28 protein-coding genes are annotated in these 23,404 nt (G+C 70.1%); 18 read left to right on the forward strand and 10 right to left on the reverse strand.

What is annotated here, in order from left to right:
• The first annotated feature begins 58 nt into the window (after window positions 1-58).
• Window positions 59-436, forward strand: coding sequence for a BlaI/MecI/CopY family transcriptional regulator (locus ACFY10_RS08085; RefSeq protein ID WP_390664233.1), 378 nt, complete (start codon window positions 59-61; stop codon window positions 434-436).
• A 3-nt stretch (window positions 437-439) separates the two neighbouring features.
• Complete coding sequence (locus ACFY10_RS08090; RefSeq protein WP_390664234.1) at window positions 440-1,366, forward strand: M56 family metallopeptidase; 927 nt, start codon at window positions 440-442, stop codon at window positions 1,364-1,366.
• A 3-nt stretch (window positions 1,367-1,369) separates the two neighbouring features.
• Here ACFY10_RS08090 and ACFY10_RS08095 read toward each other — a convergent pair whose 3' ends face one another.
• Genes ACFY10_RS08095 through ACFY10_RS08105 form a run of 3 tightly spaced genes read right to left on the reverse strand, consistent with a single transcriptional unit; the run spans window position 1,370 to window position 3,996 of the window.
• Window positions 1,370-2,590, reverse strand: coding sequence for an MFS transporter (locus ACFY10_RS08095; RefSeq protein ID WP_390664235.1), 1,221 nt, complete (start codon window positions 2,588-2,590; stop codon window positions 1,370-1,372).
• Between the two features lie 30 nt (window positions 2,591-2,620).
• Entirely contained in the window at window positions 2,621-3,172 is a 552-nt protein-coding gene (locus ACFY10_RS08100) for a Chromate resistance protein ChrB (protein ID WP_390664236.1), read from the reverse strand.
• Between the two features lie 35 nt (window positions 3,173-3,207).
• On the reverse strand, window positions 3,208-3,996 hold the full coding sequence (locus ACFY10_RS08105) for a phosphatase PAP2 family protein (RefSeq protein ID WP_390664237.1): 789 nt from the start codon (window positions 3,994-3,996) through the stop codon (window positions 3,208-3,210).
• Between the two features lie 183 nt (window positions 3,997-4,179).
• Between ACFY10_RS08105 and ACFY10_RS08110 the strand changes: the two genes are divergently transcribed.
• The 4 genes from ACFY10_RS08110 (at window position 4,180) to ACFY10_RS08125 (ending at window position 7,503) form a co-directional block, all read left to right on the forward strand.
• Entirely contained in the window at window positions 4,180-4,833 is a 654-nt protein-coding gene (locus tag ACFY10_RS08110; protein WP_390664238.1) for a DedA family protein, read from the forward strand.
• Between the two features lie 108 nt (window positions 4,834-4,941).
• Window positions 4,942-5,145, forward strand: a complete 204-nt coding sequence (locus ACFY10_RS08115; RefSeq protein WP_390664239.1) for a hypothetical protein — start codon at window positions 4,942-4,944, stop codon at window positions 5,143-5,145.
• 211 nt (window positions 5,146-5,356) lie between these two features.
• Window positions 5,357-6,694 (forward strand): glycosyltransferase, encoded by a 1,338-nt coding sequence (locus ACFY10_RS08120; protein WP_390664240.1) that lies wholly within the window; start codon window positions 5,357-5,359, stop codon window positions 6,692-6,694.
• Window positions 6,691-7,503, forward strand: a complete 813-nt coding sequence (locus ACFY10_RS08125) for a polysaccharide deacetylase family protein (protein ID WP_390664241.1) — start codon at window positions 6,691-6,693, stop codon at window positions 7,501-7,503. Before ACFY10_RS08120 ends, ACFY10_RS08125 begins: the two co-directional genes overlap by 4 nt.
• On the opposite strand, the gene ACFY10_RS08130 is transcribed toward ACFY10_RS08125, so the two are convergent.
• Together ACFY10_RS08130 and ACFY10_RS08135 are read right to left on the reverse strand one after the other, a co-directional pair.
• On the reverse strand, window positions 7,457-8,131 hold the full coding sequence (locus ACFY10_RS08130) for a hypothetical protein (protein ID WP_390664242.1): 675 nt from the start codon (window positions 8,129-8,131) through the stop codon (window positions 7,457-7,459). The genes ACFY10_RS08125 and ACFY10_RS08130 overlap by 47 nt on opposite strands.
• Window positions 8,132-8,410: 279 nt before the next feature.
• Window positions 8,411-8,743, reverse strand: coding sequence for a hypothetical protein (locus ACFY10_RS08135; protein WP_390664243.1), 333 nt, complete (start codon window positions 8,741-8,743; stop codon window positions 8,411-8,413).
• Between the two features lie 335 nt (window positions 8,744-9,078).
• On the opposite strand from ACFY10_RS08135, the gene ACFY10_RS08140 reads away from it, so the two are divergent.
• Complete coding sequence (locus tag ACFY10_RS08140; RefSeq protein WP_390664244.1) at window positions 9,079-9,417, forward strand: DUF427 domain-containing protein; 339 nt, start codon at window positions 9,079-9,081, stop codon at window positions 9,415-9,417.
• A 50-nt stretch (window positions 9,418-9,467) separates the two neighbouring features.
• Here ACFY10_RS08140 and ACFY10_RS08145 read toward each other — a convergent pair whose 3' ends face one another.
• Complete coding sequence (locus ACFY10_RS08145) at window positions 9,468-10,127, reverse strand: CDP-alcohol phosphatidyltransferase family protein (RefSeq protein WP_390664245.1); 660 nt, start codon at window positions 10,125-10,127, stop codon at window positions 9,468-9,470.
• A gap of 180 nt (window positions 10,128-10,307) precedes the next feature.
• On the opposite strand from ACFY10_RS08145, the gene ACFY10_RS08150 reads away from it, so the two are divergent.
• Complete coding sequence (locus ACFY10_RS08150; RefSeq protein WP_390664246.1) at window positions 10,308-10,880, forward strand: SRPBCC family protein; 573 nt, start codon at window positions 10,308-10,310, stop codon at window positions 10,878-10,880.
• A 30-nt stretch (window positions 10,881-10,910) separates the two neighbouring features.
• Here the strand turns inward: ACFY10_RS08150 and ACFY10_RS08155 are convergent, their stop codons facing one another.
• On the reverse strand, window positions 10,911-11,381 hold the full coding sequence (locus ACFY10_RS08155; RefSeq protein ID WP_390664247.1) for a pyridoxamine 5'-phosphate oxidase family protein: 471 nt from the start codon (window positions 11,379-11,381) through the stop codon (window positions 10,911-10,913).
• Window positions 11,382-11,788: 407 nt separating this feature from the next.
• Here ACFY10_RS08155 and ACFY10_RS08160 point away from each other — a divergent pair, with 407 nt between their 5' ends.
• The 6 genes from ACFY10_RS08160 (at window position 11,789) to ACFY10_RS08185 (ending at window position 17,094) form a co-directional block, all read left to right on the forward strand.
• Entirely contained in the window at window positions 11,789-12,316 is a 528-nt protein-coding gene (locus ACFY10_RS08160; protein ID WP_390664248.1) for a nucleotidyltransferase domain-containing protein, read from the forward strand.
• 407 nt (window positions 12,317-12,723) lie between these two features.
• Window positions 12,724-13,194 (forward strand): MauE/DoxX family redox-associated membrane protein, encoded by a 471-nt coding sequence (locus tag ACFY10_RS08165; RefSeq protein ID WP_390664249.1) that lies wholly within the window; start codon window positions 12,724-12,726, stop codon window positions 13,192-13,194.
• Entirely contained in the window at window positions 13,191-14,792 is a 1,602-nt protein-coding gene (locus ACFY10_RS08170) for a radical SAM protein (protein WP_390664250.1), read from the forward strand. The genes ACFY10_RS08165 and ACFY10_RS08170 overlap by 4 nt, the downstream gene beginning before the upstream one ends.
• A complete protein-coding gene (locus ACFY10_RS08175; protein ID WP_390664251.1) occupies window positions 14,789-15,580 on the forward strand; it encodes a class I SAM-dependent methyltransferase in 792 nt (263 codons plus the stop codon). The genes ACFY10_RS08170 and ACFY10_RS08175 overlap by 4 nt, the downstream gene beginning before the upstream one ends.
• Window positions 15,581-15,715: 135 nt before the next feature.
• Entirely contained in the window at window positions 15,716-16,198 is a 483-nt protein-coding gene (locus tag ACFY10_RS08180; RefSeq protein WP_390664252.1) for a hypothetical protein, read from the forward strand.
• A gap of 185 nt (window positions 16,199-16,383) precedes the next feature.
• A complete protein-coding gene (locus ACFY10_RS08185; RefSeq protein WP_390664253.1) occupies window positions 16,384-17,094 on the forward strand; it encodes a Crp/Fnr family transcriptional regulator in 711 nt (236 codons plus the stop codon).
• Between the two features lie 171 nt (window positions 17,095-17,265).
• Here ACFY10_RS08185 and ACFY10_RS08190 read toward each other — a convergent pair whose 3' ends face one another.
• On the reverse strand, window positions 17,266-17,577 hold the full coding sequence (locus ACFY10_RS08190; protein ID WP_390664254.1) for an ArsR/SmtB family transcription factor: 312 nt from the start codon (window positions 17,575-17,577) through the stop codon (window positions 17,266-17,268).
• A gap of 511 nt (window positions 17,578-18,088) precedes the next feature.
• Here ACFY10_RS08190 and ACFY10_RS08195 point away from each other — a divergent pair.
• On the forward strand, window positions 18,089-18,379 hold the full coding sequence (locus ACFY10_RS08195) for a hypothetical protein (protein ID WP_390664255.1): 291 nt from the start codon (window positions 18,089-18,091) through the stop codon (window positions 18,377-18,379).
• A gap of 416 nt (window positions 18,380-18,795) precedes the next feature.
• On the opposite strand, the gene ACFY10_RS08200 is transcribed toward ACFY10_RS08195, so the two are convergent.
• Entirely contained in the window at window positions 18,796-19,080 is a 285-nt protein-coding gene (locus ACFY10_RS08200) for a helix-turn-helix transcriptional regulator (RefSeq protein ID WP_390664256.1), read from the reverse strand.
• Window positions 19,081-19,351: 271 nt separating this feature from the next.
• Between ACFY10_RS08200 and ACFY10_RS08205 the strand changes: the two genes are divergently transcribed.
• From ACFY10_RS08205 to ACFY10_RS08215, 3 genes are all read left to right on the forward strand, one after another.
• Window positions 19,352-20,605 (forward strand): tyrosine-type recombinase/integrase, encoded by a 1,254-nt coding sequence (locus tag ACFY10_RS08205; protein ID WP_390664257.1) that lies wholly within the window; start codon window positions 19,352-19,354, stop codon window positions 20,603-20,605.
• 63 nt (window positions 20,606-20,668) lie between these two features.
• Window positions 20,669-20,863 (forward strand): DUF3046 domain-containing protein, encoded by a 195-nt coding sequence (locus ACFY10_RS08210; RefSeq protein ID WP_390664258.1) that lies wholly within the window; start codon window positions 20,669-20,671, stop codon window positions 20,861-20,863.
• Between the two features lie 60 nt (window positions 20,864-20,923).
• Window positions 20,924-22,192, forward strand: a complete 1,269-nt coding sequence (locus ACFY10_RS08215; protein ID WP_390664259.1) for an AI-2E family transporter — start codon at window positions 20,924-20,926, stop codon at window positions 22,190-22,192.
• A gap of 30 nt (window positions 22,193-22,222) precedes the next feature.
• Here ACFY10_RS08215 and ACFY10_RS08220 read toward each other — a convergent pair whose 3' ends face one another.
• Window positions 22,223-23,044: a hypothetical protein gene (locus ACFY10_RS08220; RefSeq protein WP_390664260.1), complete on the reverse strand. Its 822-nt coding sequence runs from the start codon at window positions 23,042-23,044 to the stop codon at window positions 22,223-22,225.
• Window positions 23,045-23,404 lie beyond the last annotated feature (360 nt).

The following is a 23,404-nucleotide window of genomic DNA, read 5'->3' on the forward strand; positions in this document are numbered from 1 at the left end:
CGTCTCGTAGTAGTTTGGGTGTCCAGCCCAGTCCGCGTGCGGAAGGAGCGAGAGCAGAGTGAGCGATCAGGGAGCGGCAGGCCGGCGGGCGCGCGGAGAGCTGGAGAGCGAGGTGCTGGCGGCCCTGTGGGCGGCCGGTGAGCCGGTGGCGGCAGCGGCGGTGCGCGAGCAGGTGCACGGAGATCCCGCCCTTACCACGGTGCTGACGATCCTGACCCGCCTGCACGGCAAGGGCCTGGTGACCCGGGAGCGGGCGGGGCGCGCCTACCTCTACGCCCCGGTGCGCGACGAGGCGGCGCACACGGCGGCCGGGATGCGGGCGCTGCTGGAAAAGGGCAGTGACCGGGCCGCGGTGCTCGCCCGGTTCGTCTCCGAGCTGGAGGCGGAGGACGAGCAGGTGCTGGAGCGGCTCCTGCACGGACACCAGGGGGATTGACGCGTGCGGATCGACGTGTACGTGCCGCTGCTGCTGAGCACGCTGTTCGGCGTGGCGGCACCGTGGGCCGTCCGCAGACTGCCGCCCCGCGCCGCCACGTGGCTGCTGACCTGCACTGCGGTGGTGGCGGCGGGCACCTGGGCTGCGGCGCTGGCCCTGCTGGCCTTCACCCTCGTGGGTCAGATACCGCTGGTGGCGTCCGAAGGGCCGTGGTCGGCCGGGGTGCTGGCGGCGAACGATCCGGTGCACCGCCCGGTGGCGCTGATCTGTGCTCTGGTGCTGCTGGCGTCCGTGGCGGGGCTGGCGGTGGTGTCCTGGCGGCGGGTACGGGTGCTTGTCGACGGGTGGCGGGAATGCCGGGAGCTTCGGGCGGCCGGGGATCTGGCCGTGGTGGACGACCCGGTGCCGACCGCGTTCGCGCTGCCCGGGATGCCGGGCCGGGTGGTGGTGTCTTCCGGCATGCTTCTGGCGCTGTCCGCCGATGAACGACGGGCCCTGCTCGCGCACGAACGTGCGCATCTGCGCCGTCGCCACCATCTGTTCCTGCTCGTGCTCCAACTGGCGGCGGCCGTGCATCCGTTGTTGCGCCCGCTCGTCCGGGAGGGTGCCTTCACGGTGGAGCGGTGGGCGGACGAGGAAGCCGCCGCCGAGGTCGCGGACCGTACCCTGGTGGCCCACGCTGTCGCTCGTGCGGCGCTGGCCGCGAAAAGGGCACCGCAGCGCGCCCTCCCGGCCACCGGCGGGCCGGTCCCGCGGCGCGTGCAAGCCCTGCTGACTCCGCCCGCGCCCTTCCGGCGGGGTCCGGTGATGGTGTGTGCCGCATTGATGCTGGTCTGCTGCGTGAGCCTGGCCGAGGCCGCCCACGACACCGAGCTGCTCTTCGAGAACGCCATGCACACCAGCGCCGCCACGCACGAGCAGCCGCGCTGAGATCTACGGGACGGACGGGCCCTCATCGCGAGCGGCGGGGATGTCAACGCGCCGACCGGCCCCCAGGCGGGCCAGGGCCAGGACCGGTGCGGCAGCGAGAAGCAGAGCGAGGGCCGCGTATCCGGCCGTCAGAGTCGATGCCGCGGCCACAGCGGCGACCAGCAACGGACCGCCCGCATCGCCGAGTTCACGGCCGAGTTCCGCGGCGCCCATGGTCTGGCCCATCCGCTCCTGAGGGGTGGCCGCGGCCAGGGCCGCGAAGGCGACCGGGGTGATCACACCCGTTCCGGCACCGATGCCCACAGCGGCCAGCAGCACCCCGGCGACGCCGGGCAGCATCGCCGCGCCGAGCCCCGCAGCCGTCAGGGCAAGCCCGGCGGTGATGCCGGTGGCGGCGGTGATCCGTCCGGCGTCCAGGGCGCGGCCCGCCCGGGGCTGAACGAGGGCGGCGCAGGCGGCCAGTACGGAGACCGCGGCGCCGGTGGTGAGCGGGCCCAGGCCCGCCGTGGCGCCGGAGACCGGCAGGAAACCGACCCCGACCGACAGCCCGGCGGTGGCGGCGGCCAGCGCCGCGGTCGGTCGCAGGAAGCCGCCCTCGCCCAGGCGGCGGGCGAGGGCGAGCACGGTCTGCCGGGAGCGGGGCAGCGGCGGCACGGCCGGGACCACCGCGAAGGCCCACGCCGCCACAGCCAGGGCCAGCACCGTCATGACGGCGAACAGCAGCCGCAGCCCGCCCAGCCCGATCACCGCGCCGCCCAGCAGCGGGCCCGCCGTATAGCCCAAGCTCTTGAAGAAGCCGTACGAACCGAACGCCCGGCCCCGCTTGCCCTGCGGATGCAGCCGGGCGACCAGCGCGGAGGCGGCCGGGGAGAACGCCGAGGCCGCCGCCCCCTGGCCGAGCCGGGCCGCCCACAGCAGACCGGCGTTGTCGGCCAGCACAAAGCAGACGGACGCGGCGGCGAAGCCGAGCAGCCCGCCGAGCAGCACCGGGCGGGCACCGATCCGGTCCGCCAGCGTCCCGAACACCGGCTTGAGCAGCACCTCCGCCCCGTCGTACAGGGCCAACAGCCCGCCCAGCACCAGCAGCGAGGCGGCATGCCCCTCGGTGTAGCGGCCGAGGCTGGCGGCGATGCCGTGGGCGCCGAAAGCAGTGGTGAAGCCCGCCGCGTACAGCGGCCATATCCGCCACCGGGCCACGGCAGCGTCGGGGGTTTGCGAGGTCATGGCTGCGGTCTCCTCCGCCCAGGGGCCCGGTCAGGGCTGGTGCAGGGCACGGAAGACCTGCTCGGCATAGTCCTCGTAGGCATCGGCGCACTCCTTCAGCCGCTGCCCAGCCCGGAAGGCCTCGGGCGCCCCGAAGACGTCGCGGGCCTTGAGGTCGCGGTGCCAGCGGCGCAGCCGTTCCAGGCTCTGTTCTTCCTCTTCGAGCTCGGCGAGGGTGAACTTCTGGGTGCGGATCTCCTTGGCCAGCTCGGCGTCGTACTTGTCGCAGTCGGCCAGGAATTCGGACCAGTCCTCCTGCCGGGCGGCGGTGAACAACGCCTGGAAGCGGGCGGCGTCGGCGTCGCTGCGGCCGGTGGCCTCAAGGACGACCGCTTCGCCCCCGGCCCGCTCGGTCAACCGCAGCGCGCGCTCCAGCCCCTCGGCGAACACCGGGACGTCGGGCACCGCCCAGACACCCTGGCCAAGCGACAGGGCACCGACCCGGCTCAGCTCACGCCACACCGCCACGCGGTGCCGGGACGGGCCCGGGGGCAGCCTGACCAGCAGCAGCACCCACCGCACACGCTCTTCCCCACCTGTCACGCTGGAAAGTGTATCGGGCGTTACATTCAGAGGCGTTACGGCGTGAGTGGCTGGCCCGGCTGGCTGCCAGCCGGATGCCCGGGAAGCGGCTTCCGTACGTCCTGCGTCGCGGCGGCAGGAACCTCGTCGTCCGTGCCGAGGTCCGCGGCGACCGGCGGCCCGAGGGGGCCGAAACGGTCCAGGAAGGGGACCAGGTGCAGCCGCGGCAGCAGCCAGGCATGCCAGACACCGGTCAGGCAGACGATCGCGGAGCCGCTGACCAGCACCGAGCCCAGGACGTCGATGGGATAGTGCGCGCCGATGTACAGCCGGGAGAACGCAATGAGCGCGACCGCGGCGGCGCCGCCGAGAGCCGTCGGCCGCTGCCAACGCGTGCCGCGGGCCAGGAAGTACGCGGCGATCGCGGCGGAGACGGTGAAGGCGACGTGCCCGCTGGGGAAGCTGTTGGAGCCGGTCTCCGGGTCCAGGGAGTAGACCGCCGGGGGCCGGTTGCGGGCGACGATCAGCTTGGCGATCTCGGAGCTGTTCCAGCCGACCGCGACCACCAGGAACGTGGAGACCGCGGCCACCGGGCGGTGACGGCGCAGGAGCAGCCAGCCGCACCACAGCGCCAGGATGGCCAGCCCGCCGACCGGCGAGGCGATGTCGCTGACCCCCAGCATGACCGTGTTCAGCCATCCGGTGCGGGTGTCGGTCTGCAGGGCGCGGTCGAGACGCAGCTCGTCGGGCTGCAGCAGACTCGTGTGTGCGGCGACCAGCCCGAGGGCGATCGCCAGCGCGAACACGATGAGCGAGTTGCGTAGCCAGTGGCGCACCTGGGGCATGGAGTGGTCCTTACGCGAGACGCGGCGGGGCGCTGGCGGTCGCCGCCCGCACGGCAAAAAGCCGCGGGGACCAGTCGATGACGTACGAGTGAACTCGAAGCGACCGCCCGACCAATCTACTACATGTTGTAGAGTAAATGGTCGGGCTGCACCCCACGCGACTCCGCGAAGGAGAGTGGAGGCATGCACGCGATCACCGACTGGCTGGCCGGACTTTCCGGCCCGGTGGTCTACGCCGTGGTCGCAGCCCTGGTTTTCTGCGAGGACGCCCTCTTCTTCGGCTTCGTCCTGCCCGGGGAAACCGCCGTGGTGCTGGGCGGGGTCCTGGCCAGTCAGCACCATGTCTCCGTGTACTGGCTCGCCCTGGCCGTGGTGCTCGCGGCGATCGCCGGGGACTCGGTGGGTTACGAGGTCGGCCACCACTTCGGGCCCCGGATCCTGGCCACCCGGCCTCTGCGCCGACACCAGGACCGGATCACCGACGCCCAGGCGCTGATCCGCCGCCGTGGGCCCGCAGCGGTCTTCCTCGGCCGCTTCATCGCCTTCTTCCGTGCGATGATGCCCGCCCTGGCCGGCGCCTCGCACATGCGCTACCGCACATTCCTGCTTTTCAACGCCCTGGGCGGCCTCGCTTGGGGTGTCGGCTTCACCCTGCTCGGCTACTTCGCCGGCTCCGCCTACACGCGGGTCGAGCACACAGTCGGCCGGGCCCTCGCGCTCGTACTGGCCGCCGTGGTGATCGCCGCCCTGGTGGTCTGGCATCTGCGCCGGCGCAGCTCCGGCCGGGAGTCCGGCGACGCCAGGCGTTCGACCGGCGGTCGGCGCGACGCCCCCTGAGACCCGCCCGGTTGAAGGCCGCCCCGGCAACGCCCTCGCGCCTCGAACTTCTACGCCATGTAGTAGCTTTACGCCGCCCCCGTCCCCCCGGCCGCCGGAGTCCGAGCGATGCCCTCGCCGAGTCCGCACTCGATTGCGTCGGGCATCACCCTCACGGTCCAGGTCGTCGCGGCAGTGGCCGGCGTCGCCGCGCTACTGGTCAGCGCGGCGCTCTGCTCGCGTGAAGTGCGCAGGCAGGCTGGAATCGCGGGATACGTGCTCGCGCTGGCGCTGTCCCTTCTGGCGCTCGTCACCGCATACGCGGCCCGGTGAGCGGAGTCCCGCCAGCCCTTCCGGACGCCGAAATCGGGGAAACTCTCCCCTACTTCTACATGATGTAGTAGTTTCGCTTCAGTCCACCGGCCTCGCCTGGCCGCCGCACGTCATCGCGGGACGCAGGCACCCCCATGCATGCGGCGTGCAGAGCGCGGGCGGGCCCGGAGCATCACCCGTCGTGCCCTCACCAGTCAGGAGCTGATCGGCTGTGTCCTACCGCGACAACCCGGCGGACAAGCACGCCTCTGCGCCGCCCGCCGCGACGGGGTACGGCCTTCCACGCCCGCGCATCGTCATCGTCTCGGCGAGCGTGGGCGCCGGGCACGACGGTGCGGCCACAGAGCTCGCCCGCCGTCTCACGGCGCTCGGATTCGCCGTGGACCGGCACGACTTCCTCGACTTCCTCCCTGCCGGCCTGGGGAGACTGCTCTCCGGCAGCTACCACCGCCTGCTGACCCTGGCCCCTGCCGGCTATCAACGGATCTACGCCGCCACCGAGCACGCCGTACGCCCCGGCCCTGCCGTGCGTGCCATGTTCCGCAGCGCGGAGCGCCGGATTCTGCGGGTGATCACCCCTGATACCCGGGCGGTCGTCTCGACCTATCCCGGCGCCAGCCAGGTCATCGGCGCCCTGCGGCTGCGCGGCAGGCTGTCCGTCCCGGCGTTCACCTACCTCACCGACTTCTCCGTCCACGCCCTGTGGGTCGCCCCCGGCATTGACGCCCACCTCGCCGCCCACGCCATCCCCGCCGGCCAGGCAATTGCCCAGGACGCAGCCGGGGTCGCTGTCACCGGCCCCGTCGCCGATCCCCGCTTCAGCCCCGCCACCCCGGTCCAACGGCACGCCGCCCGCAGGCGGTTCGCCCTGCCCGCCGACGCGCCCTTGGCGCTGCTGGTGGCCGGGTCGTGGGGCGTCGGCCCGGTCCGGCAGGCCGCCGCCGAGATCCGCGACAGCGGCGTGGCGATGCCCGTCGTGGTCTGCGGACGCAACCAGGCCCTCGCCGACCAGCTGCGCGCCGACGGCATCGAGCACGTCCACGGGTGGACCGAGGACATGCCCTGCCTCATGCACGCCTGCGACATCCTCGTCCAGAACGCCGGCGGACTCACCTCGCTCGAGGCCCTCGCCTGCGGGCTTCCCGTCGCCAGCTACCGCTGCATCCCAGGCCACGGCCAGACCAACGCCGCCGCCCTCGAAGAGGCCGGCCTGGCCGTATGGATCCGCGAGGCTGGGCAGCTGGGCCCGACGCTCGCCGAACTCCTCGACGGCACGCGCGGCCAAGCGCAGCGAGAGGCGGGCCTCGCCCTGCACCAATGCCGACCGGGCCCCGCCGAGGCCATCGCCGCCGCAGCCGCCCACCGGCCGCCCGCCGCCTCAGCCCGCGCGCGGGTGCGCCGCCCGGCCCGGCGCCGTATCGCCGTCATGACCGCAGCCACGGCCATGACCGCCTCCCTGGGCATCGGCGCACCGGTCGCCTACGCCTACAGCGGTGCTGGTGCCCACCTCAGCGCGGTCGCCCGATACTTCGACGGAGACGACCGATGACCCCGGGCCGCCTGACACGCACCGCCCTCACCGCGGGCGCGGCGCTGCTCCCCACGCTCGCCGCCCTCCACGGCGCACCCGTCATCTCCACCTTCGGGCCGCTGCGCAACCGGGCCATGCCCCGCCTCGCCGGACAGGGCCGGCCCGACCACATCGCGCTGACCTTCGACGACGGCCCGGACCCCCTGTCGACCCCGCACTTCCTGCGCGCCCTGGAGGCCCGCGGAATCCGCGCCACGTTCTTCCTGCTCGGCTCCATGCTGGTCCGCAACTTCGGCCTGGCCCAGGAAATGGCTGCCGCCGGGCACGAGATCGGCATCCACGGCTGGCACCACCGACCGCTCCTGCTGCGGGGGCCCCGCGCCACCTACGACGACCTCGCCCGCTCCCGCGATCTCGTCGCCCAGGTCACCGGCGAGCCGCCCCGGCTCTTCAGGCCGCCGTACGGGGTAATGACCACCAGCGCCCACCTCGTCTGCCGACGACTCGGCCTGACCCCCGTCCTGTGGACCGCCTGGGGCGAAGACTGGCGCAGCCGGGCCACCCCACGCTCGGTCCACGACACCGTCACCCGCGACCTCCGCGGCGGCGGCACCATCCTGCTCCACGACTCCGACTGCACCTCCGCGCCCGGCTCCTGGCGCACCACCCTCGCCGCCCTGCCCCGCATCCTCGACACCTGCGCCGCCCACGACTGGCACACCGGCCCGCTCCGCGACCACGGAACGCCCCGGGTGAGCCAGGACGACCCGGCCGTCGCGGTCAGAAACCGACGCCTTGTTGGTCGCGCTGGTACGCCCGCAGCGTGACGGAAGCACCCGTCCACGGCCGTCGAACGGGCCGGAGCCGACGCCAGTCGTACGGCGGATGCCCGAGCTTGGGACGCGAACGGTCGTAACCGTTGCTGACCACCCAGCACCCGACACACACAACGATCAGCACCCGTGCCGAGAGATCGGCGGGACCGGACCCCGGCGCCATCAGACCGCCGATCCCCGCCGTCCACAACCAGTAACCCAGCAACGGATAGACGATCAACTGATGCCAGATCTTGGTCGGGGCGACGGCCTGCTCCCAGGTGAAGAACCCCGCCCGCAGCTCCCCACACCACTGCACCAGGCCGAACCCGAGCCACACGACGAGTGAAGCCAGCCCGAACCACGGCCCCGCCAGCCCGCTCGGCGCCCTCCCGTGCATCCGTGCGACCCCGAGAGCGACCGCCGCGGCCAGCAAGGGATCACCGAGCAGAACCGCGACGAAACCACTGCGCACCCCCATCAACCGCCGCTCCAGCACCAAAGCCAACACCCACAACGCCCCCGGAGTGACGGCAAAGGTCGCGGCCGCCGCGACCCAGGGGCCATGCTCCAGCGGAACACCGAGCCAGGGAAGATAGAACCCGCTCACGATAAGTACCAACCGCGGCAGGGCAACCACGATTCCGTTGACACCCACCACAAGGCCGCCAGCGCAAGGGACGACGCAGGAGGGCAGGAGCCTCAGGGCAGCATGTTGCGAATCAATCCGAGCGGATCGCTTCTTAGTCGCATCAGAGAAGGTCTTCCCGGCCATCATCGGCCACACCGCCCAGGTCACCTCGCCCTGCCGGGCCACCGTACGCCTGACCGAGCAGATCCTCTCCGGCAACGCCTCGTCCGGCTGCTGCCGACCGCCCCGGGAGACAGTGCGCGCTCGGGAGCAGGCGGAGCGAGCACGTCAGGCGAGCGCCGCGGCGCCGCCGGGCGGGTCGTCGGGCAGGGGCAGGGCGATCGCCCCGCCGGGCGGGCAGGGCCCCGGCCGCCGCGGCTCGCGCACCCCCGCACTGCCGGGACCCGGGCCGCCGCCGGGGCCGGGGCAGGCGGGCGCGAGGCGGATCACCCGGAGCGTGAACGCCGCCCAGACCAGCGCGACCAAGCTGGCGGCCGCTGCAGTGGGCAGCAGCACGTTGGCGAGGCTCCCGCCGGTCAGTAGCCCGGCTGCGGTGAGGGCCGCCACGGCCGACCAGCGCACACAGCTGCGGTAGGTGATCACGGTGCGGCCCAGCCGCACGAGGCTGCGCGGCCCCTGCCACCGGGTGCAGGGGCGCGGCCCGCAGCGCAGGCACGCGGCACACCGGGCAGAGGCTCCAGAACAGTCCTTGACCATGTGCTGCCTCCGTCCCCAAGACGGCGAAGCGACTGGTGGCACCCAGCGTGTGTCCGAACCAGCCGTCCGGGCAACCGTCTTGGGGATGACAGTCCGGCCCAGGGAAGCGGCCGGACAGCGCGCCGGAGAGTTCTGTGCACCTCTTCGGCCCTCAGCGTGGATCCGGTCGAAGCCGACACCCGGGGCGGAGTGTAAGCGGGATCACCGTGGTGAGCGGACCGGCGCTCTAGCGTCGCGGCATGGACTCCGATGACCTTCGCGGGGGTGAAAGGATCATGCTGCGTGCCGTGTGGAACGGAGCGGTGCTCGCCGAGGCGGAGCGCACCGTCGTGGTCGAGGGGAATCACTACTTCCCGCCCGAGACACTGCACCGCGAGTACTTCACTGAGAGCCGTAGCCGGTCGCTGTGCCCGTGGAAGGGGATCGCCCGCTATTACACGCTCACCGTGGACGGCGAGGTCAACTCGAATGCCGCCTGGTACTACCCGCACCCCAGCCCGTTCGCCAGGAAGATTAAGAACCACGTCGCCTTCTGGCACGGGGTCACGGTGGAGGCCGTGCCAGAAGGCGACCGGTAGGCGCGTGCGGTGACGGCACGGCCCAGCGACATCTGGCAGGGGAGGAAGGGTCAGCGGCGCACGAGATGCCGCACCGCGACGACGACCTGCATGGCGGCGGCCGGGCGCAGGAAGGCGGGGCGGGGGCGCTCCGGCATCGCGCCGCGGCGGAGGGCGACGGCGGTCACCGCGGTGACCGGTACCGCCCACGCGGTGAGGGCCGCCGCCCGCGCCGTACGGCTGGGTTCGTGCCGCAGCACCAGCCAGGTCCAGAACGCGGCGTCGGCGAGGGAGTCGGCGTAGTCGCCGAAGGGAGTACCGGTGCCCTGGCGGCGGGCGAGGCGTCCGTCGGCCAAGTCCGAGGCGAGCGCCAGCACCCCCGACCAGCGGCACGAACCGGCGGCCGTGGCGGGAAGGTTGGCCCGGAGCAGGGTGAGCACATCGGCCGGCGAGAGCCGGTCACGGTGTTCCAGCAGGCCCAGGTGCAGGACGGCCAGCCCCCAGGTGGCCGTCACCCATCGGCGCCCGGCCCGGCCCCGGGCGACGGCCAGCAGTACACCGTGTACGACGGTGACCTGGGCCAGCGCCCGAGGACGGCACGCCGCCTGCCGTACCGACTGATGAGCCGCCATCCCCAGGAACCGCCCGACAGCGCACGGTCTCCAGCGGCCCTCCCTCAGCACCCCCAGCAGCGCATCGGTCGCCGCACGGCTGTCGGTGAGGTCGGACACGGACACCTCGGTCGGCCTTTCTCCAGATGCGTGGGATGAGCTGGGCCCACCGTAGGCGGCACAGACCCGCGGGAAACGTGAGCGCGCTCACCGATCGGCCGTCCGGTCGGCCGTAGCGTCGTCTCCCGGACGGCATTCCTGGCGGACGTTCCCGTATGAGCGGGAGAAGGGGCGCGGCTCATGGCGTGGATTGGGCGGCTGACGGCCGTGGCAGCGGCGGGAGGCGGGGTGCTGGCCGGTTATCTGGGGGTGGTGACCGGGGCGGTGCCCGTCGATGTGGGCGTGGGGCGGCGTACCCGGCCGCTGGGCCCGCAGACCGTCGACATCGCGGCACCCCGGGACGTCGTCTTCGACGTAGTGGCCCGGCCCTATCTGGGCCGCACCCCGCGGGCGATGCGGGAGAAGCTCAACGTACTGGAGCGCGGCAGCGACATGGTGCTCGCCGAACACTTCACCCCGGTCGCGGGCGGCCGGTTGACCGCGACCACGGTCGAGACGGTGCGCTTCACCCGCCCCGAACGCATCGACTTCCGGCTGGTGCGCGGCCCCGTGCCGCAGGTGACCGAGTCCTTTGTGCTGACCGAGACCGGAGCGGGCGCGACCCGGCTCGTGTACGAGGGCCGCATGGGCACCGATCTGTGGCGCCTGGGTGAGTGGTGGGGCGCCGCGGTGGCCCTCCGCTGGGAGGCCACGGTCGCCTCCTCCCTCGCCGTGGTCAAGGCCGAAGCCGAGCGGCGGACCGGCCGGCAGTGATGTACGGCGTTGCCGTCGCCCCTGGCGGATTCAGGCCGCATCGATCAGCCGGATACCCGTAACCAGGTCCGGGTGGATGCGGACGGCGTAGTCCATCTGCTGCTCCACCCACGGGTGCAGCATGGCTTCGTAGCGGGCCAGGTCGGCGGGGTCGGTGATCAGACGGGCGTAGCCGGTGGCCACGACGCTCCAGCCGAGGTGGGTGGCGGGGTCGATGACGTCGGCTTCGTACGCCACGACGGTGCCCGGGGCGTCGGCCTGCTGGACGTGCGCGGCCACGGCGGCACCTTCATGAGTCCGGATGATGATGTCGCCCTCATCGACCACATGGTTGACCGGGCGGATGGCGGGCAGCGCGTTCCGGCTGAAGACGATCCTGCCCAGGGAGATGCTGCCCAACAGCCGCAGCGCCTCGGCCCGGTCGAGTTCCACAGCGCGTCGGGGACCGGGGGCGCCGCCCTGGGCCGGCATCCGATGCTGCGGAATCCGCTCGTCGTTCATCGTCTGCTCCCGTAGGGCACGACATCTGCCGTCCGACGGCTGGGCGCGGGCCCGGGACAGCAGCTGTGCGGCATCGATTACCGCCGTGGGCGCACGGACCTGCCTCGCGTGCGAGTGGGCGTTCGCTCGCGGACGGCATTCGCGGCCGTCGGCAGGTCCGTGAAGGTCAGTAGACAAGGCGGCGACGGCCGTGTGCCAGGGCCGAACGGCCCATTCCCCAGCGGTCACGGCCGTACTGACCGATCTTGCCGCGGATGGCGTCCCTTGTCGGACACGTGGTGTAGCCGATCACGGTTAGGCGTGCGCCGGGGGCGCGTGCTCAAGCGGCCTAGAATGCCCGGGGATCGTGCGGCATTAACCACACCCCGTCATCGCTCACAGGACCGTGAGCAGATCGGAGGCGGCGGATGCACAAGCACGTCATGACAGCTGAGTCGGCATTGTCAGTGATCGCGGAGCTTGATGCTCACGAAGTACGAGCCTGTGTCGGTGGCGGATGGGCCGTTGACGCGCTGATGGGCATGCAGACCCGCGAACATTCCGACCTCGACCTCTGGCTTCCAGCAGCTGACCTTGACCCGTTGATCGCCGCGTTTTCCCGGCTCGGCATCGACCGCGTGCTGCCTTGGGGCGGCGACAGGCCGTGGAACTTCGTGCTACACGATGGTGAGCACCTGCGAGTCGATCTTCACTTGTACGAGGAGCTCGCCCACGGAGTCGTTCACTACGGGAGCGTCCTGAACGGACATCAGTTCACTACGGCCGACCTCGGTGGCGTAGGCCAGATCCTCGACACGGTCGTGCGCTGCGAGGCCCCAGAGTGGGCACTGCGATGCCACACCGGATATACCCCACGCGCAGTTGACTTCTCTGACGTGACGCAGCTTTGCGCCCGATTCAGGCTCCCCATGCCCGAGTCATATCGCACCAGCTGATCCAAGCGGTGAGCGGTCAAGTTCGATGAGCCAGGAGTCGGGGCTTCGAAATGGGTCGCGCGCTCATCAAGGAGCGTCCAGTGGATTACGGGCACTCCGGGCGCCCAGTCGCGCACAGCTACACACCCAATGCACCCCGGCGCACGCCCCCGGGCTAATCGGCTGCACTACGAGAACGAGAAGGGGCGCGCTCTTGCCGCGCCGACGCGGACAGTACCCGGGAGCCGCCGTCATCGATCAAGGCACCATCCCGGCAGGGCGGCGCCCTGCGGGCATGCCACACCCGCCGATCAGCATGCGCGATCCGGTCAGGACTGAGGTCCCGGCGGCACGTTCCGGCGGCATCCTCCCTGCTCGGTGAGCGCGCTTACATTCCTCGGCCGTGGGGCGGCCGTAGCGTCGGGCGTGTGGTGCTACGACTCGCGCTCGGCACGGTCTACACGGTGATGGCCATCGGCCAGCTCGCCTCTGCCGCGAGCATGCCCCGGATCCTGTCCGCCTACGGGCTGGTGGACGGGGCCGCTGCCGCCGTCCTGGCGGGCGGGCTGATCGTCGGCGAGCTGCTGTGCGGGGCATGGTTCCTGACCCGGCCGCGCTCGACCGCGGTCACCCCGGTGTGGGCGTACACCGCAGTGTCGCTGGTATGGAGCGCCCTGGCGGTGCAGGCGTACGTGCGCGGGCTGACGGTGACCAACTGCGGCTGCTTCGGCGTGTACCTCACCCAGCGGCTCACCTGGTTCGTACTGGTCCAGGACGCGCTGACCCTGCTGTACGCGGCGCTGCTCGTGCGCGGCGCCCGCCGAGCCCTAGCGGCCGCCCGGCACAACCGATCCGACGACACGGCACACAGCCAAGCAGCGAAGGCGGACACGCGATGACGGCACATCCCACGGCACGACCGGCACACGCGGGGCAGCAGCAGACCGCTCCGCCCTGCATGAAGCAGGACCGGGACGAGGTGTTCATCGAGTTCACCAAGTCCGTCTGCCCGCTGTGCAAGACCCCGGTCGACGCGCAGGTCAACATTCGGGAGAACAAGGTCTATCTGCGTAAACGCTGCCGCGAGCATGGCGAGTTCGAGGCCCTGGTGTACGGGGACGCGGAGGAGTACCTGTCCTCGGCCCGTTTCAACAAGCCCGGCACCATTCCCCTCACCTTCCAGACCGAGGTGAAGGAGGGCTGCCCGAGCGACTGCGGGCTGTGCCCCGAGCACAAGCAGCACGCCTGCCTGGGCATCATCGAGGTCAACACCGGCTGCAACCTGGACTGCCCGATCTGCTTCGCCGACTCCGGCCACCAGCGTGACGGCTACTCCATCACCCAAGAACAGTGCGCGCGGATGCTGGACACCTTCGTGGCCTCCGAGGGCGAGGCGGAGGTGGTCATGTTCTCCGGCGGCGAGCCCACCATCCACAAGCACATCCTCGACTTCATTGACCTGGCCCAGGCCCGCCCGATCAGGAACGTCACCCTCAACACCAACGGCATCCGCCTGGCCACCGACAAGAACTTCGTCGCGCAACTCGGCAAACGCAACCAGATCCCCGGCAATTCGGTGAACATCTACCTGCAGTTCGACGGCTTCGACAAGCGCACGCACCTGGAGATCCGCGGCCGTGACCTTCGCCCCCTCAAGCAGCGGGCACTGCACCACTGCGCCGAGGCCGGACTGACCGTCACCCTGGTCGCCGCCGTCGAACGCGGCCTGAACGAGCACGAGCTGGGCGCCATCATCGAGTACAGCATCGACCACCCGGCCGTCCGCTCGGTGGCCTTCCAGCCCGTCACCCACTCCGGACGGCACGTCCCCTTCGACCCGCTGAACCGGCTGACCAACCCTGACGTGATCCGTCTGATCGGCGAGCAGCTGCCGGGCTGGTTCACCAAGGGCGACTTCTTCCCCGTCCCGTGCTGCTTCCCGACCTGCCGCTCCGTCACCTACCTGCTGGTGGACGGCGAACCGGGCAACCGCACCGTCGTCCCCATCCCGCGGCTGCTGAACGTGGAGGACTACCTCGACTACGTCACCAACCGGGTCCTGCCCGACGACGGCATCCGGGAGGCGCTGGAGAAGCTGTGGTCCGCCTCGGCGTTCATGGGCACGGCCACCACGGAGGAGAAACTGCGGGCGACCGCACAAGCCCTCGACTGCACGGACGCGTGCGGCATCGACCTGCCGGAAGCGGTGAAGGACCTGAACGACAAAGCGTTCATGATCGTCGTACAGGACTTCCAGGACCCTTACACCCTCAACGTCAAGCAGCTGATGAAGTGCTGCGTCGAGGAGATCACCCCGGACGGCCGGCTCATCCCGTTCTGCGCCTACAACTCCGTCGGCTACCGCGAGCAGATCCGCGCGGCGATGTCCGGCGTCCCCGTCGCCGACGTCGCCCCGAACGCACTGCCGCTGTCCGGCCGGCTCACCGACACCCCCTACGGCTCCAAGACCGCCCGCGTGGACGGGAGCGAGCGATGACCGCTGAGGATGAGGTCAAAGCCTGCTGCGCCGCCGCGTACTCGTCCGACGTCGTCGCGCTCCTGCTCGGCGACTCGTACCACCCGGGCGGCACTGCGCTCACCCGCCATCTCGCCGACGCGCTCGCGCTGTCCGCGGACGACCGGGTGCTGGACGTGGCCTCCGGCCGGGGCACCACCGCCCTCCTGCTGGCCGACGCCTGCGGGGTACGGGTGGACGGAGTCGACTTCTCCTCCGCCAACACCGCCCTCGCCCAGGGCACCGCACAGGCGACCGGACTCGCGCACCGGGCCGTATTCGTCACCGGCGACGCCGAGCAGCTGCCCTACCCGGACGGCGTGTTCGACGCGGTCATCTGCGAGTGCGCCCTGTGCACCTTCCCGGACAAGGCGCAGGCAGCCGCCGAGTTCGCCCGCGTGCTGCGGCCCGGCGGACGGCTCGGGATCACCGACGTCACTGCCGCCCCCGACCGGCTGCCCTCGGACCTGACCGGCCTCGCCGCCCGGATCGCCTGCGTCGCCGACGCCCGCACACTCACCGAGTACGCCAGCATTCTGACCGCCGCCGGACTGCGCCCCCTCGCCATCGAGCGCCACGACCACGCCATGGCCCGCATGATCGACCAGATCGAGGCCAGGCTGAACCTGCTCCGCATCACCGCCCCGGCGAAACTCGCCGACGCCGGAGTGGACTTGGACACGGCCCTGGCCGTCCTGGGCACCGCTCGCACGGCCGTCGCCGACGGCGTGCTCGGCTACGGTCTGCTGATCGCAGGGAAGTCCCCCTGACGGCCGCGGCCGCTTCCTCCTACCGGTTGGTACGTAAGCGCGCTCACATACCTGCACCCTGCACCGCTCCTAGCGTCGAACCAGACAGAAGGAACCGCTCAGAAGAAGGACACCCACGAGCAGGAGGACCTCACGATGACCACCTTGCGGGTTTCTCCCACCACCGCCGTCATCCCCGTCCACGCCGTCTACGGCGCGGTGGCGGGACTGGTCGGCGGTGTCGGGTTCGGTATCTGGATGTCGGTGTCGCGCCCGATGACGGACACCGCGATGATCACGATGGTGGCCGGGCTGCTCGGCTCCACGAACGCCGTCGTCGGCTGGCTGGTCCATCTGGCCATCGCTCTCTTCGCGGGCGCCGGCTTCGGCGTCCTGCTGGGCGAGTTCGCCCAGCGGCTCGTGCCCGCTGCCGTCCTCGGGCTGGCCTACGGCGCCGTGTGGTGGGTGCTCGGCGCCCTGTGGATCATGCCCGCGAACCTGCACATGCCGGTCTTCGACTGGAACCCGGTCACCCGCTCCAGCCTCGGCGGCCACCTGCTGTTCGGGCTGCTCCTCGGCCTGACCTATTCCGCCATCGCCCGCGCGACGGCCAACCGGACCGCCCCGGCCGGACGATGACATCCACACCGCCCCAACCGCCGGATGCCCCGCGCTCGGCGGACCGGGCTGCCCAGCGTTGCAGCGCTAACGGCGGCGCCCCCGTGCCTTACTGTCTGGCGGAGGGCGCACACACGCTGGCCAGCCCGGCCTGGGGAGCCGCGCCTCCGCCGTGGGCCCCGGGACGACGCGAGGAGACGCACCACATGGCCGACGCCGGCGAGGACACCGACCGGACCTGGTGCCTGGCCGAGGTCGACATCTTCTGCGACCTGTCCGAGCCGGAGATGGCAGCGATCGCCGAAGCCGCGCCCATGAAGAGCTACACGGCCGGGGAGATGCTGTACTCGCCGACCCAGCCCTGCGAGGTGCTGTTCATCCTCAAGAAGGGCCGGGTACGGATCTTCCGCGTCTCCGCCGACGGCCGCGCCCTGACCACCGCGATCATCACGCCGGGCACCATCTTCGGCGAGATGGTGCTGCTCGGCCAGCGCATGTACGACAACTACGCCGAAGCCCTCGACGACGCCGTGGTGTGCGTGATGAGCCGGACGGACGTGCACCGCCTGCTGCTGGCGGACGCCCGGATCTCCGCCCGCATCACCGCGATCCTCGGCCGCCGCCTGGCCGACCTCGAACAGCGCCTGTCCGACAGCGTCTTCAAATCCGTCGCGCAGCGCATCGCCACGACCCTGCTCACCCTGACCACCGCCCAGCCCCCGGCCGGCCCTCTGCGCCCGGTCGCCCGCCATCCGCAGATCGCCCTCACCCACGAACAACTGGCAGCCCTCGCCGGAACCTCCCGCGAGACCTGCACCAAGGTCCTGCGCGACTTCGCCGACCGCCACCTGATCCGCCTCGCCCGCGGGCGCATCACCGTCCTGGACTCAGACCGCCTGCACGACGAAGCCGGATAGTCCCGCAGCCTTCGCCGAGCGCGCTGGGTGGTTTGCACTGGAATGCCGCTTACATGCCTGCTGGTCGAGGAGCACGCCGCGGGCAAGGCCGAACGCTTCTCCGCCTTCGTCGGCATAGCCGCAGTCCTCATCAGCCATCGCCGCTGCGGCGGCTGTCGCGCGGCGGAGCGCCTAGTCCGCAGCTATAACGGCCTGGATCAGGCCCGGGAATCGACGGTCCAAGTCCTCCTTGCGGAGGCGCATGTACAGCCCATTCCCAGCGTCGCGCTGGTACACCAAGCCTGCTTCGCGCAGTACTCGCCAGTGACGGGTGCGACTGGACTTGCTCACCGGCAGATCGAAGGAGGCGCAGAGCCGCTCTTCGTCTGGCCGTGCGGCCAGTTCAGCCACGACCCGACGCCGGTTCCCATCAGCAAGTGCCAGAAGGATGGGTCCCACCTCCAGCTCCTCAGCACGAGGGTGCGCCAACTCGCCTGCCGCCATCACTTCACCTCTCGACAAGGTACGCCTAGTTGCGTACCTTACCTAGAGGTACGCAACTAGGCGTACCTTACCGCTGCCGGGGGAACCGTGTCTGTACCTGCATCGCCACGCCGCCGAGTTCTGTCGCGTATCCGCTTGGCACTGCGCAAGCTCCTGCTCAGCGAGCACTCGCCGTTCATGACCCTCTGACCTGGATGGATCCGGCCGCCCCGCGGGGCCGGACGCGTGAAGGCCGCCGCCCCAGTCGTCCATAAGAAGCGACCGCTCATGGCCAGCCACCCGGGAGCGTCCAAGGGGGAATCGGGCGCAGGAAGGTCGCCAGTCGGGTACGGGGGCCGGAGACCCGAAGGCGGCTGATGAACTGCTCGTGGGTGACGATCGGGTCACTGACCGAGGGACTTGGCTTGGCGGCGTCAGGATGAGGTGCGCTAAGTGGGCATCAAGGCGCTGGTCACTGCACATGCTTGTCGATGCGGGGGCGTCCCGCGCTGGCTTGGCGGGGAGCGTCAAGGTGGGCGGAGTCGACAAGGGGCTGGCCAAGGTAGGGGTGAGGCTCAAGCGGGACCCGAGTCCTCATGGGGAGGCGCCTCGGCATCCGGACATCATCGCCGCGACCTACGCGACGGGTGATCGCTACGGGCGGCCGGTGTACGCGGTCCACTCCGAGAGCCGCTCGCCGGGCGGCACCATCAACATGAGCCGGCGCAGCGAGACCGGTATGGGCTTCGGGTTCGTCGAGGCGATGGTGCTGGAGTTCGGCGTTTGGGCGTTTGCCGAGCGGGAGAGAGTCGGAAGCCTATGATTCTGAGGCTGCGGGCGCATTGAGGTTGCGTGAGCAGGTCAGGGCGGCGCTCGACTCGGGTTCGACTCCCCTAGGTTCAATGGGTGGTCGGGTGGCGGGTAGCCACGCCCCCGTCACCCGACCATTGGACTTGGTTCGCCATCCAGATTCCATCGGCGCGTGAGCGGTGTTCCCTGTCGTGTTCCCATCGGAACACGGCAGGGGGTTCAGGCGAATCGAAACGCGTGCGAGAGGGAGGCGACCCGCATGGTTCGGTGCAGGTCAACGCGCTTTCACGAGTCAGCTTATGTAACATTTCGGGTTCGAGTCCCGCTCCGCTTTCTTTGGTTCAGTTCAAGGAAATGGGACAGAGTGATGGCCGTATGACGGCAGCGTTCACCATAATCCCCTCCGTGTGAGGAATGGGGGCGGGTGGATCAGGCGACGTCAAGAAACCTCTTTGGCTCCACCGGGCGCATTTCGTGAGCGCGGTGTGCATGCAAGCGGACGGAGGCATTGCGCTGCTCATCGAGCCAGGCGTACACGTCTCGCATCGGATAGCGGACGGCGCCGCCGTCGAGCTTGATGTAAGCCGGGCCCTTGCCGTCATTCCGCCAGTTGCGCAGCGTCTTGTCCGACACTGCGAGCAGCTCGGCTAGCTGCGGAGGTGCCAGCAACTGCCAAATTGTCGCGTGTTCGGTCACAGGCGTGGAGTCGCCCATTCCAAGAGCCTCCAGAGGTGTCTGTATATCCTTTAGAAGGAGATCGTTTGGGTGACTGCCTTCGGAAACAACATAGTGGGTTGTGTCGGTGTACGCGTGGCAGAATCTTCGGGTGGGGAAGCCTGATAACCCCAGGACGGTAGAGGTGTATCCGCTTTCCGTCCCTCTCGATCCCAGATGCGTCCTGCTGCATCCCTACTTGCCGGTAGTTGATGTGGCTGAAGTCACACGAAAGTAATGTCGGTCTAGCCCGCTAAGGAGTGTCGAGTACGTGCCAGGACATATAGAAGACCGCTGGATCAGTAAACGAACCAAGGAGAAGACCAAGCTCTACGGCAAGGGGAAGCGTTACAAGGTCGCCGGCATCCCCGGTGTCCGTGCCCGCAGCTTCACCAAGCTCACCGACGCCAAGCAGTGGCTCGCTCATGCTCAAACCGACGTGACGCGGCAGGAGTTCGTCGACCCGCGTGAAGGAACGATCCTGCTGCGCTCGTACGTGGAGGATCGATGGTGGCCGCACCAGCGGTACGCCGCCACCACCCGAGATGCGACGCATCGACGAATATGGGGACACGTTCTCCCGGCGCTCGGGTCGCTGCCCCTGAATGCCATCACTGCGCCAGCCCTCCGGGAATGGGTCGTCCGGATGGAGGAGACTCTGTCGGCCGGGACGATCCGCACCACCTGGGGGCATCTCTCTACGATCCTCCAGGCCGCCGTCGAAGACGGCAGGCTGGTGAAGCATCCGATGAAGGGGAGCCGCACCGCTCGGCCGCCGGCCAAGCCTGCGCAGAAGGCGCGGGCGTGGTCGCGCGAGCAGGCGATGCGGGTACGCGCTGGGCTCCCGGAGCAATACCGCCTCGCAGTCGACTTGGGGGTGGGGCTCGGCCTGCGCCAGGGCGAGGTATTCGGACTGTCCCCGGAGGACCTCGACGCGGAGAGCGGGGTCGTACATGTCCGGCGGCAGGTCTGCATGATCGACGGCCACCTCTTCTTTGCGCTCCCCAAGGGAGGTAAGACGCGAGAAGTTGATGCGGCACCTGGCGTCCTGGCCAGCATCAAACAGCACGCGAAGCGCTGGCAGCCGGTCGTGGTGAAACTCCCGTGGGAGAGCCCCCATGAACCTCAGAGCGAACGGCAGCGCGTCGACTGGGCTCCGCGTACCTACCCACTTTTCCTGGCCACCCGGCAGGGGCGCGCATGCAACCGCGACACATGGAACAGGCGTCTCTGGAAGCCCGCGCTCGCCTCTGCGGGACTTATCGGCAAAGTGGAATCCGATTCCGGCGGGAGCAAGTGGGAGCCGTCGCGCGAGCTCGGCTTCCATGCCCTGCGCCACACCTATGCCAGCGTCCAGCTCGAAGCAGGCGAGTCGATCGTCTCCCTCGCCCGCTGGCTTGGGCACGCCGACCCTGGCTTTACTCTGCGTACATACACGCACTTCATGCCCGATGCAGGCACGCGAGGTCGCGCCGCCATGGATGCTTGGTTCAGCGGGGAGGCGAACTCCCTGGAAACCCCCTGACGGTCATGCGGGGGTGTGAGGGGCAGGAAACGTGCAGGTCATTGCGGGTACGGAGCGGAATTCATGCGGTTGACGGTCTTCTGGCAGCGGATGACGGATCACTTCGGTCCGGGATACGCCGACACCTTCGCGCGCGACCATGTGATGGCGGAGCTCGGCGGTCGCACGGTGCACGGTGCGCTGGACGCCGGCTGGGATGCCAAGGACGTGTGGCGCGTGGTCTGCACAGTCATGGACGTTCCGGGGGAGAAGCGCTGATCGGTCACGAAGATCGCAGGACGGTAGTTGATTGTCACACCAGTGGGCGAGACTTGATCCGTGGCACCCACTGACGAGACCGGGCAGACGGCCCAGCAGGCATCTCCGTTCGGCACGACGCCGCCCGACCGGCCTCCGGCCGACGGCGCTGTCGCGTCCGGTCGCATGCCCCGCTGGCTGCCGCGTGCCGCGGTGCTCGTGCTCGGCCTCTACGCCGCGTTCCAGCTGGGTACTTGGGCCTTTCACCAGCTCACCGGCCTGCTGATCAACATCCTCATCGCGTTCTTTCTGGCCCTCGCCATCGAGCCCGCGGTGAGCTGGATGGCCTCGCGCGGGATGCGCAGGGGGCTGGCCACCGGCATCGTCTTCCTCGCCGTGATGATCATGGCGGCGGGCTTCGTCACCTTGCTCGGCTCCATGCTGGCGGGCCAGATCATCAAGATCGTCGAGGATTTCCCGGACTACCTCGACTCCGTCATCAACTGGATCAACACGCATTTCCACACCGACCTGAAGCGGGTGGACGTCCAGGAGGGCCTGCTTCGCTCCGACTGGCTGCGCAACTACGTGCAGCACAGTGCCACCGGTGTCCTGGACGTGTCCGCCCAGGTCATCGGCGGCCTCTTCCAGCTGCTGACGATCACGCTGTTCTCGTTCTACTTCGCCGCGGACGGCCCGCGGCTGCGCCGTGCGATCTGCTCCGTACTGCCGCCCGCTCGGCAGGCCGAGGTGCTGCGCGCATGGGAGATCGCCGTCAACAAGACCGGCGGTTACATCTACTCGCGCGGTCTGATGGCGCTCATCTCCGGCATAGCGCACTACATCCTGCTGCAGATCCTGGGCGTGCCCTACGCGCCCGTGCTCGGCGTCTGGGTGGGCCTGGTCTCCCAGTTCATCCCGACCATCGGCACCTACCTCGCGGGCGCCCTGCCCATGCTGATCGCGTTCACCGTCGATCCCTGGTACGCGCTGTGGGTGCTGATCTTCGTCGTGGTCTACCAGCAGTTCGAGAACTACATGCTGCAGCCCAAGCTGACCGCGAAGACCGTCGACATCCACCCTGCCGTCGCCTTCGGCTCGGTCATCGCCGGCACCGCGCTCCTCGGCGCCGTCGGCGCACTGATCGCCATCCCGGCCGTCGCCACGCTGCAGGCCTTCCTGGGGGCGTACGTGAAGCGGTACGCCGTCACGGACGACCCTCGTGTCCACGGGCACCGGAGAGGCGGATCGGGACCGGGTCTGCTCACGCGCGCGAGGCGACTGTCGACACGGCGACCGGGGGCGGCACAGGACGAACTGGCGGAGTCCGGGGAAGGCTCCTCCTCCTGAGGCGCGGCCGGATCACCGGGCGCAACCGGCTCAGTAGGTCAGGACGGCCCATATCCCGGCGCCGATGACGGCAGTGACGTAGCAACCGGTCGCCGCGGCCACGATCCGCCGCCGGACCGGCTCGCTCCAGGACGTGCGGGACAGCAGCCGGGCCAGCACCGGCAGGACCAGGACCGCGTGCAGGCTGACCCCGTGCAGCGGCTTGAGCGGGGCCGTCGAGTGGTACGCCGCCTCCTGGTGCCCGGTACGGGTGAGCACGACACCGCGCGCGATCATCGCGGCGCCCGAAGCGAGCGCGACGAGCAGGATCGCGAAGCCGGAACGCACCGCGAGCGCCATCCCCGCAGGGCCTGCGGGCCGGTGCCGGAACGAGGCGAGGGCGAACACGGTGAGCAGCACCACGAGGACACCACCGCCCACCGCAAGCGTCATGGACACCGCGGTGTCGAACGGCGTCTCCATGTCGAGGTGCGAGGGCACCCGGCGCCAGGCCTGAAGGGTGATACCGCCGACCTCCACGACGCAGTCGGCGGCGAACACGATCAGCAGCAGGGCGCGCAGCCGCGGACCGATGCGCAGATACGACGTCACCCAGGTGACCGCGATCAGCGTCGCCCCGAAGGACAGCCCGAACGTGACGGGCTTGCGCCAGGACACGGGCCCGTCCCAGGGGCCGCCGTCGACGGCGAACACCACCAGGTGCATGAGTCCGGAGAGGATCAGAAGAAGTCCGACGCAGTGGCAGAGGCGCTCCGCCGGGCGGACCCCCGACCACCACGCCACCGTGGCCGACGGCCGCGTCGGGGGACGTTCCGCCCTGCCGCCCTCTCGGGTGAGCTTCTTGGTCTCCATGCCTTCAGCCTTGCGAGACCGCCCCGTCCGGTCGTCGTCCGGCCGAAGACACCCGCCGTACGCCGCGGGGAGTAGCCGGACGGGGCGCCGGCACGAACAGCGGCCGCGTGGCTCGGAGTCCGGCCCGCTGTCGGACCGCGGACGTAGTCTCGGAGGTGTCGCGTGGTGCGCTTGACACGAAAATCGAACATCTATTCTTATGGAGGCTCGGCGAGACTCTCGACGGGCAATTCGACACGTTTTTGACGGAGACGTACCCGAGTTATCCACAGGCCGGATGGGCGTCGAGGCGCATTGTCAGTGGCAGGCGTTAGCGTCTTTGACGTGAAGCGATCGACTCAAGCAAACCGGGTGGAACCC

Source organism: Streptomyces sp. NPDC001401 (assembly GCF_042895385.1).
Classification (GTDB): Bacteria; Actinomycetota; Actinomycetes; order Streptomycetales; family Streptomycetaceae; genus Streptomyces.

Excerpts from the sequence above, each read along its gene's own strand:
- ACFY10_RS08095 (WP_390664235.1), bottom strand. The coding sequence starts at position 2,590 with ATGACCTCGCAAACCCCCGACGCTGCCGTGGCCCGGTGGCGGATATGG.
- ACFY10_RS08105 (WP_390664237.1), bottom strand. The coding sequence starts at position 3,996 with ATGCCCCAGGTGCGCCACTGGCTACGCAACTCGCTCATCGTGTTCGCG.
- ACFY10_RS08110 (WP_390664238.1), top strand. The coding sequence starts at position 4,180 with ATGCACGCGATCACCGACTGGCTGGCCGGACTTTCCGGCCCGGTGGTC.
- ACFY10_RS08115 (WP_390664239.1), top strand. The coding sequence starts at position 4,942 with ATGCCCTCGCCGAGTCCGCACTCGATTGCGTCGGGCATCACCCTCACG.
- ACFY10_RS08125 (WP_390664241.1), top strand. The coding sequence starts at position 6,691 with ATGACCCCGGGCCGCCTGACACGCACCGCCCTCACCGCGGGCGCGGCG.
- ACFY10_RS08140 (WP_390664244.1), top strand. The coding sequence starts at position 9,079 with ATGGACTCCGATGACCTTCGCGGGGGTGAAAGGATCATGCTGCGTGCC.
- ACFY10_RS08150 (WP_390664246.1), top strand. The coding sequence starts at position 10,308 with ATGGCGTGGATTGGGCGGCTGACGGCCGTGGCAGCGGCGGGAGGCGGG.
- ACFY10_RS08155 (WP_390664247.1), bottom strand. The coding sequence starts at position 11,381 with ATGAACGACGAGCGGATTCCGCAGCATCGGATGCCGGCCCAGGGCGGC.
- ACFY10_RS08160 (WP_390664248.1), top strand. The coding sequence starts at position 11,789 with ATGCACAAGCACGTCATGACAGCTGAGTCGGCATTGTCAGTGATCGCG.
- ACFY10_RS08170 (WP_390664250.1), top strand. The coding sequence starts at position 13,191 with ATGACGGCACATCCCACGGCACGACCGGCACACGCGGGGCAGCAGCAG.
- ACFY10_RS08175 (WP_390664251.1), top strand. The coding sequence starts at position 14,789 with ATGACCGCTGAGGATGAGGTCAAAGCCTGCTGCGCCGCCGCGTACTCG.
- ACFY10_RS08180 (WP_390664252.1), top strand. The coding sequence starts at position 15,716 with ATGACCACCTTGCGGGTTTCTCCCACCACCGCCGTCATCCCCGTCCAC.
- ACFY10_RS08185 (WP_390664253.1), top strand. The coding sequence starts at position 16,384 with ATGGCCGACGCCGGCGAGGACACCGACCGGACCTGGTGCCTGGCCGAG.
- ACFY10_RS08190 (WP_390664254.1), bottom strand. The coding sequence starts at position 17,577 with ATGGCGGCAGGCGAGTTGGCGCACCCTCGTGCTGAGGAGCTGGAGGTG.
- ACFY10_RS08200 (WP_390664256.1), bottom strand. The coding sequence starts at position 19,080 with ATGGGCGACTCCACGCCTGTGACCGAACACGCGACAATTTGGCAGTTG.
- ACFY10_RS08210 (WP_390664258.1), top strand. The coding sequence starts at position 20,669 with ATGCGGTTGACGGTCTTCTGGCAGCGGATGACGGATCACTTCGGTCCG.
- ACFY10_RS08220 (WP_390664260.1), bottom strand. The coding sequence starts at position 23,044 with ATGGAGACCAAGAAGCTCACCCGAGAGGGCGGCAGGGCGGAACGTCCC.